The organism is Pinirhizobacter sp., from assembly GCF_036499745.1.
GTDB lineage: Bacteria > Pseudomonadota > Gammaproteobacteria > Xanthomonadales > Rhodanobacteraceae > Pinirhizobacter.
The window spans coordinates 60,798-76,582 of sequence record NZ_DASYDG010000058.1 but is presented as its reverse complement, the minus strand read 5'-3'; the positions used below and the strand labels follow the sequence as shown (position 1 = coordinate 76,582).

The following is a 15,785-nucleotide window of genomic DNA, read 5'->3' as shown; positions in this document are numbered from 1 at the left end:
CTGTCGCAGGCCAAACTTGCCAGGCGTCCGCACATTGGCTAACGACGCAGTCACGGCGCTATTTGGCGCCCAAACCAACCACGACCGGGACGGTCGAACCCACCCGCTCGGTCTCGCGCTTGAAGAAATGCAGCGCCACCAGGACCAGGCTCATCGGCACCAGCGAAAAGTAAAATGCGGTGATGCCATTGAAATGCGCGAACACCAGGGCCGTGATGCGCGAGCCGAGCGTACCGCCGAGCGCTGAGAAAATGATGATGAGCCCCGTCATCGAAGCGTGGGCGTGCCTGGGCAGCGAACTGAGCGCCACCGAGTTGATCACCGGGTAGATCGGCGCCATCAGCACGCCGATCAGCGGAATCAGGTAGGCGGCGATTGGCGCACTCAACCAGCCGACGTTATCGACAATCACCACGCCTCGGGCTAGCGGCATCACCACCAGCACCAGCAGGCCCATGCCCACCACCGAAAGGTTCAGCAACAGGTGCCAGTGCACGCGGCGCAACACTTGCCCCGCCGCCAGGCGGCCGATGGCCGTGGCGCCGGCAAGGATGCTGGCCATCTGGATGCTCATCGCATGCGGCAGCTTCAGCACTTCGTTGTTGAACGTGGGTAGCCACGTGCTGAAGCTCTGCTCGATCAGCACATAGAAGAACGCCGAGATCAGGAACACGTACACCAGCGGCTTGCCCGCCAGCCGGAACATTTCCAGCGGCGTACCACGCACCGCCTTCGATGGATCCGCATGCGCCGCCGATTCGTCCAGGCGCGAGGTGGCAAGCAGGGCCACCACCAGCAGGCAGATCGCCGCCAGCACCCAGTACACGTTCAGCCAGATCGGGTTCGTGGGTGATGCATCGTCGATGAAGGCGCTGAATAGCCATCCACCCAGCAGCACGCCGGCCATGAACAGGCCTTCGATGGTATTGGTCAGGCGCGTATGCGCCGCGCGGTCTTCGGTCAACAGGCCGATGGAGGAATACACCGCCACCTTGGCCAGGGCAAAGGAAACACCCACGCAGCAGAACATCACTTCGGTGGTGTGGAAACCTGGAAACAGCGGCATCAGCACGCAGCCACCGGCCACCAGGGCAAGGGAAAGCATCATGGCCCTGCGGTATCCCAGTACCGGGAGCATCGAGGCCACCAGGAAGGACGTAACCGCGATCGGCAGGTCCTTGAAAAGTTCGAGCAGGCTCGCCGCGGGCTTGTCCACGCCGAAGCTCGAGATCGACTGCAGGATCACCACGCCGACGCTGTTGAGCAGCACCGCGAACACCATATAGATGAGCGCCAGGGCAATGAACATGCGGATGCGACTCATGGCGCCTCGACAGAAGGTGGCGGAAGTGACCGGGGGAATGACGTCCAGTAAAAAGCCCGGGCCGTCGTCGCCGACGGCCCGGGTGGCATTTCACCACATGATCAGAACAGGTACTTCACCTGCGCATTGACCTCGCGGCCTTCCAGCGGTCGGGCAAGGATCACACCATTCGAACCTGCGGCCGTACCGAAGATGCGGGAGTTGCTCTCGGTCAGGCCCAGCTCGTTGGTGATGTTCGTGCCCTGCAGGCGCACCTGCCAGTGTTCCTGGATGTTCGCCACGATGGCGAAATCGAAGGTGTGGTAGGTACCCAGCTGCTGCAGGCCGGAAATATCCTGCGTGTGCGGACCGACACGCGTGTACGACACCTGCGCCGTAATATCACCCCACGAGAACGGGAAGTGGTAACTGGGTGTCAGGATGTAACGGAAGGTCGGCTGGCGCTGCAGCTTCACGCCATTGATGAAGGTACAGGTGGTCAGGCCCGTCACCTGGTTGGTGTTCGGGATGCAGGCGTTGTAATGGGAATACTTGCCGTCGAGGTAGGCGGCGACGACCTGGACCTTGAAGTCCTTGGTCGGGCTGACCGCAGCGGCGATATTCACGCCCTTCGAATCCGAACCGTAAACCGCCTGCTGGTCCGTCAGCGGCGTGCCGTTAACGTCCGTCGGGGTGAACAGCAGGCCGCTGAACAGCCTGTGGTAGACGCTCATGTCGAGGAAGAACAGCTCCGACTGGTACTTGAAACCACCTTCGAAATTCTCAAGCTTCTGCAGCGGCGGGAAATTATCGACCGGGGATTGACCGCGGATGCCGTTGTCGAAGTCGCTGAAGTGGTAGCCCTTGTTCGCACGAATGTACACGCTCATGTTCGGAGCGATCTCGTAGTTGGCGCCACCGGTATAGGACGTATGCGTCTTGTCGTAATGCGGCTTGGTATAGGTGCCATTACATACCGGCACGGCATTGTCATACTTCGTATTGTTGTTGCCGTCCAGGTTGACGTTGGTCAGGTTGCAGACCTTGTTCGTTGCGTCCTGGTTCTCGGTGCGGGCGGACAAGTCGAACAGCCAGGGCCCCACGCGCCAGGAATCGGACAGGTAGAACGCCTTGTTGGTCGAACGACCCTGTTCGGTGATGTTGAAGCTGCCATAGTCCAGGAAGCCCTGGTTGTCGGTCAGCTGGTTGACCCCGTTGGCATCAACGTAGCTCACCGTGATCGGCTTGGCGTTTGGCGTGTTGCTCATGAGCATGGTGTTGCCCAGGTTCCACTTGTCATCGTCCCACGACTTGGACAGGTAGAGGCCCGCGGTCAACGTGTTGCCTTCGAACAATTCCTTGCTGAGACGGAAGTCGTTGTTCATGTTTCGCAAGTGTTTGTGGATATACCACCAACCCTGCTTGATCACGCTCTGGTTGCCGTCCACCACCTGGCCGTTCTTGTAGGTAGCCGTGGCCGAGCCGGCTGGAAGCTGCAGACCGCCGAAATCACCGGACAGGTTGTACAACTCGTCGTTCAACGTCGCCGGGTTGGTACCTGAGAACAAGGCGTTGGTGTCGACATCGCCTCCCATCACCAGGAATTTATCGGAAATGCTCCAGCCGTCGCCCAGGTCGTTGTCGAAATTCAGGCCGGCGAAGTTCACCTTCGCGCCGCGGCCGTTGGCAAGGTTGGCATGCGTACCGCCGCCGGGGTAACCGGGAAGCGTAACGTGCTGGATGTCCTTGCTGTAGTACGTGTCGGTCAGGGGGTCGAAGCCCGGGTATGAATGGAAATTGTGCGTGCCGTCCTGAATCAGCGGGATCGGCGTGATGAACTGGTTCTTGTCGTTCAACGCGCGCGCCCAGAACGTGAGGGTGCCATTGTCCATGTCGTGCGACAGGGTGGCGGTGAGCTGGCCGCCCTTGTCGGCGTCGTATTGCGGGTCGCGCACACCGTCGGACTTGCGGTAGAAGCCGCCGATGCTGCCGTACCACCGATCGGCCACCTTGAAGCCATAGAAGCCGTCGGCGCGCCACAGGCCTTCATTGCCATAGGTCACGCCGATGCTGCCTGAGGGCTGGTCGGTGCCGGTCTTCAGGATGAAGTTTTCCGATGCACCCATCTGGCCGTCGGCGAACACCACCGCTGGGCCGCCCTGGATGATTTCCACGCGCTGGACAGTGTCATCCAGGCGGAAGATCGAGGTCTGCTCGAAGAAGCTCAGGGTGGGAAAGCCGTACAGTGGCGAACCCATCATCTGCACCGTGTTGAACGGCGCATCGCCACCGCCGGGGAAGCCGGCAATTTCGATGTTGGCGCCAGTCTGGCCGCCGGTAGATTCCGGCCACAGGCCCGGGGATATCTTCAGCAGGTCCGCCGTGCTCTTCGGGTTGGCGAGCTTGATGGCCTCTTCATTGGCCACGGTGATGTTGTAACTGGTGTCGATCTTCTTCAGGCCGCCATTGGCCGCGTTACCGGTAACCACCACCTGGTCAAGCTGCTTGGCCTGGGAGGCGTCCGCGGGAGCGGGCGGCGGCGGCACGGGCTGGGAAGCGCCGGCCGGAACGGGCGGCTGGTTGGCCGCGTTGGTGTCTTGCGCCATGGCGGCGCCGGAAGCCAGGGTCGCGGCAATAGCTGCCGACAACACGAGGCGGGTCAGTTTGGTCTGCGATTTCACGGTCTATCCTCCCCAGGGTTAACTATTAATGCGCTATATCGCCGGCGTTGCCGACATTGCGCTCTCTTCCCGCCTGATATGTTTGATGAAACTCAAGTCGAGTTCGGCGACGCTCGACAGCACCACATGGGCATCGGCCAGTACATGGGGCTGTCCGATGCCCACCGCCGCCATCCCCGCGGCCAGGATGCTGGCAATGCCAGCCGCGGCGTCCTCCACGCCCAGACACTCCTGCGGGTCCACGCCGAGGGCGTTTGCCGCACTAAGGAATATTTCCGGATGGGGCTTTGAGTTGCCGATCAGTCCGGCATCCACGACATGGTCGAACAGCGTGGCTATACCCAGCCGATCCAACAGCAAGGGGGCATTACGGCTGGCCGATGCCAGGCCCACCTTCAGCCCTTGTCGACGTGCCGCCTCGATGGCCTGCCGCGCACCGGGAAGCAGATCGTGCGGACCCATCACTTGCACCTGGGCCTTGTAATAGTCGTTCTTGCGTTCGGCCAGCGCGAATTTTTCTTCCATGCTGAAGGCGCGCCCGGCGTTCTCCAGCAGGATGTCGAGCGATCCCATGCGGTCGACGCCCTTGAGCCTTTCACCCAGGCCTTCACCGAACGACACGCCGATTTCCCCGGCCAGCCGTTTCCAGGCCGCATCGTGCACTACGGCGGTATCGGCGATCACGCCGTCCAGGTCGAAGATCACCGCCTTCAGTGGGCGCGCCAATGCGGGCGGCGCCGGTTGTGCCGGCAACGCCAGTCGCACCGATTGCCCGGCTTCAAGGATCTGCGGCACACCACCATGGGCGAAAGCCAGGCGCTCGCCACGGGTAAGGGTATACAGCACGCCCGAGGCGTCCACTTCCACGCGCAGGTGGCAGCCCTGCCAATGCAGGCCGAAGCGATAATAATTCCATGCCTGGGGTAATTGCGGCGCCAGCCACGGCTTGCCGTGGCGCACCCGCAGGCCACCAAAGCCCCAGGTCAGCGCCAGCTGGCTGCCGGCCATCGCCGCCATGTGCACGCCGTGCGCGGCGTTGCCATGCAGGTCGTCGAGGTCCACGCGCAGCGTGTCGAGGAAATAATCGTAAGCCTTGTCGGCATAGCCCACTTCCGCCGCCATCACCGCGAACGTCGACGCCGACAGCGTCGAGTCATGCACGGTGACACTTTCGTAGTAATCGAAGTTGCGCCGCTTGGCGGCCACGCCAACATGCTCGCCGGCAAGCATCAGCGCCAATAGCGCATCGGCCTGCTTGCACACCTGGTAACGGTAGATGGTCAACGGATGCAGGCGCAGCAGCAGCGGCTGCTTGCCGGTGGCGTCCTGGAGGTTTGCCGGTAGCCGCGGCTTGTCGAGGAAGCCGTCGTCCTGCGGATAGATATCGAGCGCCGGATCGGTGGGCAGGTACATCATGGCTGCGGCGTGCCGCCACTGGGCTACCTCAACGTCGTCAAGGTCCAGGCGCGCTGCCAACGCATCGAACCGCGCCGGGTGCTCCTGGGCCATCCAGCGCGCGGTGCCCGCGGCATCGGCCAGGTGCCGCTGCGCCATGCGGTTGGTATAGAAGTTGTTGTTCACCAGGGCCGAATATTCGTCCGGCCCGGTCACTTCGTGGATGCAGAACGCGCCATCGCGGCGGTCACTGAAGTGACCCACATCGCGCCATACGCGTGCTGTCTCGAAGAGGATCTCGGCGCCCTCGTCCAGCATGAAGCTGTCGTCGCCGCTGACATCCCAGTAATGGCGAACCGCCCAGGCCACGGCGGCGTTGATGTGGTACTGCGCGGAGCCTGAAGGAAAATACGACGAACACTCATCACCACTGATCGTACGCCACGCGTACAGCGCACCGGTCGCGTGGTCCATTTCACGGGCATGCGCACGGGCGCGATCGAGCGTGCGATACCGGTACGCCAGCATGTTGCGCGCGATCTCCGGCGCGGCCGGTGCGAGGGCCGGCAGCATGAAGGCCTCGGTATCCCAGAAATAATGCCCCTCGTAACCTTCGCCAGTGAGGCCCTTGGCGGCCGTACTGCCCCGGCCATCGCGCCCGGACGACTGGTAAAGATGGAACAGGTTGAAGCGCAGGGACTGCTCCACCAGGGCGTCGTCGCAGCCAAGGTCCACTTCATCCCAGAAACGCTCCAGCGTACCGGCCTGCAACGCCAGCAGCGCCGGGAAACCCATCGCGCCGGCGCGGTCCAGTACCGCTTCAGCCATGGCGTGCAAGTGGGCAGAAGCTGCGCCTTCACCCGGATCGGTCCACGCATAGCCGACGTTCTTCTCGATCGATACGCCCTGCCCTGGCCCAAGCGTGCCATTGAACGCCTGCACCACGCCCCGGGCGGTGGGCATGCAGGCGCCGATGGCAAGGTCGCCCTCGATCACACGGTGGCGCTGCGCGCACACCAGTGAAATATCACTGTGGGTGGTCCGCTGCATCACCCAGGCCGATCGTTCGTCGGCATGGGCGGCGACCAGGTGCAAGCCGCCTTCGATCTGCGCACCGATGCGTGGATCGTCGCCCTGCTCCACCGGCGCCTTGCCTGCGTCGATGGACGATTCCAGGGTGATGGGGCCTGTGTAGTCCACCGAGATCACCTGGTAGCGCATCGCCAGCAGGCCTGGCTCGTCCAGCGCGGCAAGACGTTCGGCGACGATGTCCAGCCTCTGCCCCGACGCGCTTCTCCAGCGCAGGGTGCGCCGGAAGGCGCCGCGCCGCATGTCCAGTTCCCGGGCAAAGTCCAGCCATTCGCCGTGCGCCAGATCGACCAGGGTGTCGCCCAGACGCAAGCGGATGGCGGTGCCGTCGGCCACCGGAACGCGGGTATCGGTATGCCGGGCAAAACCTGAGAACCGCTCGTGATAGTGGATCGGCGAGCGCTCCCACACGCCGGCAAGGAAGGTCCGCTGGCTGTGGTTGCCACCTTCTTCCAGGCCACCGCGGACACCCAGCGCACCATTGGCGACGGCGAAGAGGCTTTCTTCCTGGGCAAAAGTCGCAGGGTCGACGCCCGGCCGACGCAGCACCCACGGATCGCATTTCCCTATGCTGGGAATTTCTGCCAAGGGAGCGATGGCGCTGATCGGCACGTTAACGGATTCCCGGCACGTCGTTGTTATCGATATCATCACCTGTAAACGATTGCATCGGCGCCACAGGCGAGCGAACTGTGCCAGCGATTGTTATCGATATCAAGCCATCCGAACGGCCATCTTCACGTGTGCGTCACGTCCTTGTTACATATTGCAGCGCACCATAAAAGGTTGGCTGAATTCCTTGCGCCGATAGGGCACCATGGCCCGCGGCCAGGCAGCCGACTGCACACAGGGAGAACCAGGCCGTTGAGCCGGACGACTAAAGCCACCCCAGGTCGCGCGCCGCCGTCCAGCCCCACCATGGCCGACCTGGCTCGCCTATCTGGTGTGTCGAAGATCACCGTTTCACGTGCCCTGGGCGACAGTCCGCTGGTGAATGCGCGGACGCGTGACCGCATCCAGTCGATTGCGCGCGAACATGGCTACAAACTGAACGTGAACGCGCGCAACCTGAGGCTGCGCCGCAGTCATACCGTTGCCGTGATCGTGGAGATGAAACCCACGGCGCAGCGCGGCATGTTCGACCCCTACCCTTTGGCCCTGCTCGGCGGTATTTCCCAGGAGCTCACCGCCGCCGGTTACAGCGTGCTGTTGACCACGCGCCAGGGTGCCACGGTCGCCGCGGTACAGGCGGCCGATGGCCTGATCCTGCTTGGCCAGGGCGCGAACCAGGAAGCGGTGCGTCGTTTCGACCGCCTGGGCCTGCCGATGGCGGTGTGGGGCGCAACGTCGGTGGCCGGTTCCCACGTCACCATCGGTAGCGACAACCGCGGCGGCGGCGCGTGCGTGGCTGAGCATTTCTTCGCCCTGGGAAGGCGGCAGCCTATCTTCATCGGCAATCCCAGCCATCCGGAAATATTCGACCGCCTCAACGGGTTTGTCGACGCACTGGTCGCACGCGGTATCAAGCCGTTGCTGCTCAAGCGGGATGAGTTCACCCCCGAATCCGGTGCGGAGGCAGTTCAAGCCGTGCATGCCCGCGGCGTGGCCTTCGACGCCATCTTCGCCTGTAACGACCTTTTGGCCATGGGCGCCATCCGCGCCACCGTCGCCCTGGGCAAGTCCGTTCCACGCGATGTTTCGGTGGTGGGCTACGACGACATGCCCGCCGGCGCCACGTTCCTTCCCGCCCTGTCCACCGTGCGCCAGGACTGGCAGCTCGGCGGCACGCTGCTGGCGCGCAAGGTACTTGGATTGATCGGCCATCAGGATGCCGAATCGGAAAGCCTGCCGGTGGAACTGGTGGTCCGCGGTACCTGACATCCTTTGACTGACGGCCAACCCCGCGTCGTTACGCCAGAAGAAACAATGCGTCCGCGCCGCGCGCATTTCCATCGGGTCTATCGCACCCTACATTGGACGCATGGACACCATGAATATCCAGCCCGCCCCTGTCTTCTTCATCTCGCATGGAGCGCCCACCTTCGCCCTGGAGCCTGGCCAACTCGGGCCGGTGCTCACAGCGGCTGGCATGCGCATGGGCGCACCCAAGGCCGTGCTCGTCGTTTCGCCGCACTGGACCACGCGCGGCGTGCGCGTAGCCAGTACACCGACACCCGACACGATCCACGACTTCGGCGGCTTTCCCGAGCCGCTCTACCAGTTACGCTACGCGGCACCGGGTGCGCCGGACTGGGCAGCGCATGCCGTGCAACTGCTGGTATCGGCGGGCTTCGCCGCCGAGCCCGACGCCACGCGCGGCCTTGACCACGGCGCATGGGTGCCGCTGCGCTATCTATTGCCTGCGGCGAACACGCCGGTGTTCCAGGTATCCATGCCGCGCGACTTCGATGCCACGGGCGCCTGGCGCATGGGCCGCGCGCTGGCGCCCCTGCGTGCGCAGGGCGTGGTCATCGTGGGTTCGGGCAGTCTCACCCATAACCTTTACGAAGTATTCCACGGCGGCAAGGAAGCGCCCTATGCGAGGGAATTCGCCAGCTGGGCGACCCGCGCAGTGCTCGCAGGCAATACCGATGCACTACTGCATTACCGCGGGCAGGCGCCATTGGCTGAACGCGCACATCCCACACAGGAGCATTTCCTGCCCCTGGTGGTGGCCGCCGGTGCCGCCAGCGAAGGGGAATCGGCGCAGTTGCTTCCCGGCGGCATGACCTACGGCGTGCTGGCGATGGACTCTTATGCCTGGGGCCTGCCCCTTCCTGACGCTGCTTGAGCCACAATGGCCGCCACCGCTGTATCGCGGCGATCATGGCGAGTCGATGAAGGGAAGGAAGTGGATACACGTGGGCCTGGCGCTGGCGTTGCTGGCGCTGGCCATCGGTACCCTGGTGCACGTGTCCAGGACCATGTCCTGGACGAGCTTGCACAAGGCCTTCGCCAATACCTCGTGGTCGAGCATGCTGATCGCCTTGGCCGCCACGGTAGTGAGCTTCGCCGTTTTGGCTCTGTACGAACGCTACGCCACGCAGGCGGTGGTTCCCAGGCGCATCCCCCTTGGCCAGTCACTGTCCGTGGGCTGGATGGCCCATGCGCTATCGAACACGCTGGGCTTCCATGCCTTTACCGGCGGTGCCGTGCGCTACCGCGCCTACAAGGCTCGCGGCCTCACCGCGATCGACATCGGCAGCATCGTCACCCTGGTCGGCATCAGCGTGGGATTGGGTTCGGGCGGCCTGCTGGCGATCACCATGATGATTGCACCGGAAGATCCCTGGACCCACCGTGTGGCCGGGGCGATCATCGGCGTCGCACTGCTTGCCACCATCTGGTGGCTGCCCGCGGCCAGCGGCAAGAAACCGTTCCGTCACGTCACCGTGCCGCACATCCGCCGCACCTGGCTTGCGCAACAGCTGGTGTTGGGTCTCGTTGAAGCCACGGCGGCGGCCATCGCCTTCTACATCCTGCTGCCTGAAGGCGCGGTGCCCAGTTTCACCGGCCTGGTGCCGGTGTTGGTGATCGGCGTGCTGATCGGCATCGTCAGTCATTCGCCCGGCGGCCTTGGCGTGTTCGAGGCCACGGTGCTTGCCGCCTTGCCTTCGGTACCTGGTGAGGAAGTGCTCGCCGCGCTCGTGCTCTACCGCCTGATCTACAACCTGCTTCCATGCGTGGCGGCGGTGATGGTGTTCAGCTGGCAATATTTCCTGCGCAAACGCCTGGCCAACCAGCCGGCACCCGGCGAAGCCTGAGTCCATTCGGGCAAGGTTCCTTAGTTGGAGGGCGGATAGTTCTTCAACAGGCGTCGCTGGCGGAGAAACAACCCGGCGAGCCTGCGTCCGCTGACCGGTGCATTGCCGCGGGCCCGGGCGATCGCACCTAAGCGAAACAACATCCGTTGCTTGGCGAAGACGATGCGGTAGACCTCGGCGATGCCATAGCGTGGATCCCACGCATGCACGGCCTCGGAACCGGCACCGTTGACCTCCATGATGGTGAATTCACCCGCGGCAAGCGCCGCCGGGGTGGTGTAGCGCACATCGAAACGGCCGACCTGGAAATCGCCCATGTCCCGGGCGATCGCGTCCACTTTCGCATCCAGCGCCGCAGTTCGCAGCCGGGTGCCATCTTCGTAGCCACCACCGACACGCGTGGAAGCCACGGTTGCCACCCGCACCTCTTCGCCCATCGCAGGAACATATCCTGGATCGAACGTCGCAGCATGCTGCGAATCCTCCATGCCGCGCCGCGCACGGATATCACGGCGCACAAGGGTACCCATGTTGTCCACGCCATTGCCGACGACACTCGGGAACGCACGCAGCAGGATGGCTACGACCCGGCCACTCGGCTGTCCTGGTTCCCGTACGTAGAACAACCCCGCTTCCCCGGGTTCGTCCAGGTACCGCTGCAGGATGAAATCCTCATCGGCAGGAAATCGATCGAGGTAATCGGCAAGTCCGGCATCGTCGTCGATGCGCCGCACCCCGAAGCCACACCAGCCGATCTCCGGCTTGGCAACCACGGGATAGGCCAACCCCGCCTCGCGGAGCCTTGTCGCCAGATCCATCCAGTTGCAACCGGTGAGCTTCGAGCAGGTGATGAACGGCGCAGTCGCCGCGGTGGCCACCGGCCCCATGGCACGGAAGTATTCCGATTTCCCTTCGCCAAGCAGACCACCGGCGGTGATGCCCGGATTCAGTGCCGAAGGCAACGTCAGGCTGCGATAGCCGATACCGAGCCAGAACCACTGGACCACCATCGGCACCAGGTTCAACCATTTGGGCAGGCGCTCGAAGCGGCCGATCCGCGGCGCCGTTTCCAGCGGCCGGGCCAGGCTACGGCTGACCTCAGTCATTGTCGCGCACCTGGTAATCGATCGGTTTGTAGGCAAAGTTGTTTGACTGCCCGGCCGAGCAGGCGGTAAGCCCCACGATCAGGTCCATCTGCGCTTCGAACACGGTGCAGTCACCGGGCCGGCTAAGCGGCGCTTCCACCGTGATGCTGCCATCGGCGTGCACCGGGACATTCATGAACACATTGAACGCTACTGGGATCTGGTCGCCGAGGATGCCATAGGGCGCCAGGGCCGCGGCGAGGTTGCCGAAGCATCCCTGGTGCGGCTGGGTATCGCCGTAGAGTTTGCGGAACATTTCCTTCGAACAGGGCGTAAGCAGGAAGTCGTGCCTGCCGACGTGGTCCTCGCCGATACGGAACATGGCGCGGCTGCGATTGGAATAAAGTTCATCTCCGGTGGAAAGATAGATCTTCCCCGCGTAGTCGATGCTTCGGCCCGAGGAGATGACCTCGCCGATATCGTGCAGGTTATAGGCAACCAGGTCCGCCACCTGCTCGCCGAATGGATCAGTCACGATCAGCCGCTGGCCGGCCTTCATCGTGAACGCAACGCCGCTGCGGGGGAGGATGCGGGGCATGAATTTCCTGTGACGGGGGATTCACACCCATGCTAGGGCCGCCTGGCGCAACTCCCCGTGAAATAAAAACGGGCGCCCGAAGGCGCCCGCTGTGGTGGTCCGTCACCGTTTCCCATCCTTGGGGCCGCGGCGTCCTTGCCGCGGTGTATCCCCGGGTAACGGATCAGTCACCCAATACGACGCCCATGCCCACGCGGAAGATCGGCGTATCACCCGCGGCGGCCGACATGCCGGCGTTGAAGTTCACACGGCCGGAGTCGTTCCAGCGAGATACACCCACACCCAGCGCGGACTCACCGCGGTAGTTGGCCACGCCAGCGTTCAACACCGTCTTGCCCGGCATGTACGGCGTGACATTGATCAGCGCCGCGGAGGCGGCGATGCCCTTGTTCGCCTGGCGCTGCACTTCACCGATGCGACGGTTCACCGAATCAAAGCGATCGTCGGTGTAGCGGTTGGCCGTGGCCAGAGCGTCCTGCACCTGGCCCCAGTTGGCCGCATCCGTACGCTGCGTACCGGCCGCCACGTTGGAGATCTGGCGCTCGTTGCCTACCGAACCCACCGACACCGTGTCGGCACGATCAGCCACGGATCCGGCACCGATGGCCACCGAGTTGTCGGCCGAAGCCGAGGCGCCGGTACCCACCGCAACGCTGTCCTTGCCCGTAGCCGAGGCCGGCCCACCATCGCCATTGGCGGCAAAGGCCGGATCGCGACCGCCCTCGCCAGTACCCGGCGCCGGCAGCGGGGTGACCGGGTCATTACCGGGCGCACCGTTGTTCTCGATGTTGGTCACGCGGTCGCCGATGTTGTTCACCTGGTCCTGCAGGATCCACAGCTGGCTGCCGTTGATGGCATCGGTGCTGGTGGAAGACACCAGGCCCGCCATGACATTGGTCAGCTTCGTGCCGCCCAGGCCACCAAAGGTGACCGAACCACGGTTGGAGCCAGCGTCGTAAACCACGGCGTCAAGCGTGCTGCCGTCGCCACCCACCAGACCGGCGGCCTTCAGCTGGCCCACGTTGACCGCATCGGTGTCGTCCGTGCCCGCCGCCACGTTGATGATCTGGCGCTCACTGCCCTTCGAGCCAACCGAGACGGCGTTGGCACGGTCGGCCACGGAGCCGGCACCCAGGGCCACGGCGTTGTCGGCCACGGCCTGGCTGCCCGCACCGATCGCCACCGAGCGGCTGCCAGTGCTGACCGCGTCATCGCTGCCATCGTTGGCGCCATCGGCCTTGAAGTAGCGCGTATCGCCCGCACTCGCATTGGCGATTTCGTTGCGCAGCTGCGACACGTTCACCGCATCGGTGCCATCGCTACCTTCGGACACGCCCTTGAGCTGACGCGTGCCCTCGGTGCCGGTGAAGTCGACCACCGTACCGCCGGCGGCACCCGCCACCGTCACGATCGCATTTGCACCGGACTGCTGGACCAGACCCACCGAGCCGTTGTTGATGCGGTCGCCCAGGTCGATGATGTCGCCTTCGTTCGTCGTCACGCGTCCGTCTAGGCTGGTCGTATTGGCATTGAGCTGACCCAGTGCATCGCCCACGTTGTTCACGGCCTTGTTGCCACCGTTGTCCAGGTCGGCCACGGTGTACTGCGGACCGGTGATGGTGCCGTTGGCATTGAACGTCGCGCCACCACCCAGTGCCGCGATCGCCGGCTTGAGCTGCTGCACGTTTACCGCATCGGTATTTTCCGTGCCGTTGGTGACATTGATGATCTGGCGGGTACCGTTGCCGATCGACGGTCCCATGCCCACCGATACCACGTTGTCGCGATCGGCAATCGAATCACTGCCCAGCGCAACAGAGTTCTCGCCGCTTGCCCTGCTGTTCGCGCCGATGGCCACCGTTCCCTCGTTGGTATTTGCCTGCGCGCCGAAACCGATCGCAATGCTGTGCGCACTCGTTGCATCGGAGCTTGCGCCCATGGCCACCGCACGCGAACCAGATGCGACCGCATCGTCGCTACCATTGTTCAGGCCCTCGGCTTTGAAGTAACGCGTCGCCGTGCTTACGTTGTTCTGGAGGTTGGTGATATCACCCTCGTTCTTGGTCACACGGCCGTCGATGGTGGTGATGTCACCCTCGTTCTTGGTGACACGGGTGCCCAGGTCGACGATGCCACCCTCGTTGATCGTGACACGGCCGTCGACGTTGCCGAGGGCATCGCCAACGTTGGTGTACGTGTTGCCGCCAACAACATAGGTCGGGCCCGTTATCGCACCCGTGGTCGAATCAATCGACGCGCCGCCGCCCAACGCATCCACCACTGGCGTGAGCTGACTCACGTTCACCGCATCCGTGGGGGCAACACCCGCTGTCATGTTCACCACTTTGCGAGTGATTGCACTGGTACCGACCGACACGGTATTGGCTTGCGTCGCCGAGCTACCTGCGCCAAGAGCCACGGAGTTGGTAGCGGTAGCACTGACGCTGCTTGAAGCACCCAATGCCAAACCACCGGTAGCCGCAGAATCCACTTTGGCACTATTGCCCACCGCAACGGCGTTAGCAGCAGCGGCAGTGGCACGAATGCCCATCGCAGTCGCTGAATTGCCACTGGCGTTGCTCTGGTAGCCGACCGCAGCGCCTCCATTACCGGAGATCGATGTCATGCCGACTGACACGCCAAAGTTGGCATCGCTGCCAGCGCCACCCGTTACGGAAGATACCGACGCCTTGGCTCCATCACCGATGGCCACAGAACCTGAGGCATAGGCTGCGGTATTGCTACCTACGGCTACCGAACCATTGGGGTTGGCTCCATTGAGCGAGCTGGCGTCGGCGTAAGAACCATTGCCGATAGCCACGGCGCCATTGCCATTGCTATTGATCGCCTTGTTCGCCACCGCGCCACTGCCCATGGCGATGCCATGTTGACCCATCGATTTGGCATTCGAACCAATGGCCACCGAGTTAGCACTGTCGGCCATAGCTGCCTTGCCCAGGGCCGTGCCATTCAAGCCGTTGACCTGCGCATCGTTGCCCAGGGCAATACCCGACGCGCCTGCGGCGGCGACACCCGAGCCCGAACCGATGGCGACGCTGTCGGTGGCGAACGCTTCACTGTCGTTGCCGATCGCCACTGCGTACCGCTGCGTGGCCTGCGCATTAACGCCCATCGCCGTCGTGCTGTCGCCGCTGGCAGCCGCCTTCCAGCCCAGGGCGAACGAATAGGTACCCGATGCGACGCTGTCCCTGCCTATCGCGGTGGCGCTCGTGGCAGTGGCCTTGGCACCGGCGCCCACGGCCGTGGCATACGTATTCGTGGTGGACGTCGTGCCAGCCACGGCACCCTGGCCAATGGCGGTGTTGGTGGCGTTGCCCTTATCGTCAGCGTCACCGGCCACGTAGAAAGGCGTCATCAGCTGTTCACTGGAAGTTGGCATGCAGCCGGTTTCGTGCGGATCTTCGCCAGCCACGCACGAGGGCATGGTGATGTCGGCGGCGTAAACGCTGGGCGCGCCGATGCCTGCCATCGCGCCGATCACGGCGAGCGAAAGCATGGCGGTCTTCAGGGAGGACTTCTTCTTGCGGCCCTTGGCCAGTTCGGAGGCAACGACCCACTTGCCGAGGGTCACGTTCCAGACGATGCGATAGATGGTGTTCATGATGGTTATTCCCGATTGCGATGAATGTCGTGCGCTGCACGGCGCACTGGCAATTCACAAGGGGGAGTCCGTCCTGGACGCCGGGGGTGCGCGTGGGATGGTTCGAGTCCGTCGAGCCAGGTTGTCCCACGTACTTGCGAAGGCGTCCGGCAGGGCAATAATCCCTGTCGGCGAACGCATCCTCGCCGGGGGGCGCCACGGGGGACATGGAAGGAAGCTCAAATTCCCCCAGACACGAAAACGGGCCG

General features: G+C 63.7%; 8 protein-coding genes and 1 pseudogene. 3 read left to right on the top strand and 6 right to left on the bottom strand.

Annotated features, from left to right (window positions below; genetic code table 11):
- Positions 1 to 58 precede the first annotated feature (58 nt).
- From VGM61_RS19130 to pgmB, 3 genes are all read right to left on the bottom strand, one after another.
- Positions 59 to 1,324, bottom strand: a complete 1,266-nt coding sequence (locus VGM61_RS19130; RefSeq protein ID WP_331524524.1) for an MFS transporter — start codon at positions 1,322 to 1,324, stop codon at positions 59 to 61.
- 101 nt (positions 1,325 to 1,425) lie between these two features.
- Complete coding sequence (locus VGM61_RS19125) at positions 1,426 to 3,984, bottom strand: TonB-dependent receptor (RefSeq protein WP_331524523.1); 2,559 nt, start codon at positions 3,982 to 3,984, stop codon at positions 1,426 to 1,428.
- A 33-nt stretch (positions 3,985 to 4,017) separates the two neighbouring features.
- Positions 4,018 to 7,080 carry a beta-phosphoglucomutase gene (gene pgmB / locus VGM61_RS19120; protein WP_331524522.1) on the bottom strand — a complete coding sequence of 1,021 codons (3,063 nt, stop codon included), beginning with the start codon at positions 7,078 to 7,080 and terminating at the stop codon, positions 4,018 to 4,020.
- 306 nt (positions 7,081 to 7,386) lie between these two features.
- Between pgmB and VGM61_RS19115 the strand changes: the two genes are divergently transcribed.
- From VGM61_RS19115 to VGM61_RS19105, 3 genes are all read left to right on the top strand, one after another.
- On the top strand, positions 7,387 to 8,346 hold the full coding sequence (locus VGM61_RS19115; protein ID WP_331524540.1) for a LacI family DNA-binding transcriptional regulator: 960 nt from the start codon (positions 7,387 to 7,389) through the stop codon (positions 8,344 to 8,346).
- Positions 8,347 to 8,458: 112 nt separating this feature from the next.
- Complete coding sequence (locus VGM61_RS19110) at positions 8,459 to 9,259, top strand: class III extradiol ring-cleavage dioxygenase (protein ID WP_331524521.1); 801 nt, start codon at positions 8,459 to 8,461, stop codon at positions 9,257 to 9,259.
- 46 nt (positions 9,260 to 9,305) lie between these two features.
- Positions 9,306 to 10,232, top strand: coding sequence for a lysylphosphatidylglycerol synthase domain-containing protein (locus tag VGM61_RS19105; protein WP_331524520.1), 927 nt, complete (start codon positions 9,306 to 9,308; stop codon positions 10,230 to 10,232).
- 20 nt (positions 10,233 to 10,252) lie between these two features.
- On the opposite strand, the gene VGM61_RS19100 is transcribed toward VGM61_RS19105, so the two are convergent.
- The 3 genes and pseudogenes from VGM61_RS19100 to VGM61_RS19090 all read right to left on the bottom strand — a co-directional run.
- Complete coding sequence (locus tag VGM61_RS19100) at positions 10,253 to 11,338, bottom strand: hypothetical protein (RefSeq protein WP_331524518.1); 1,086 nt, start codon at positions 11,336 to 11,338, stop codon at positions 10,253 to 10,255.
- A complete protein-coding gene (locus tag VGM61_RS19095; protein ID WP_331524517.1) occupies positions 11,331 to 11,915 on the bottom strand; it encodes an urea carboxylase-associated family protein in 585 nt (194 codons plus the stop codon). The genes VGM61_RS19100 and VGM61_RS19095 overlap by 8 nt, the downstream gene beginning before the upstream one ends.
- 193 nt (positions 11,916 to 12,108) lie before the next feature.
- A pseudogene (locus tag VGM61_RS19090) lies at positions 12,109 to 15,525 on the bottom strand (ESPR-type extended signal peptide-containing protein); the annotation flags it as partial.
- Between the last annotated feature and the right edge of the window lie 260 nt (positions 15,526 to 15,785).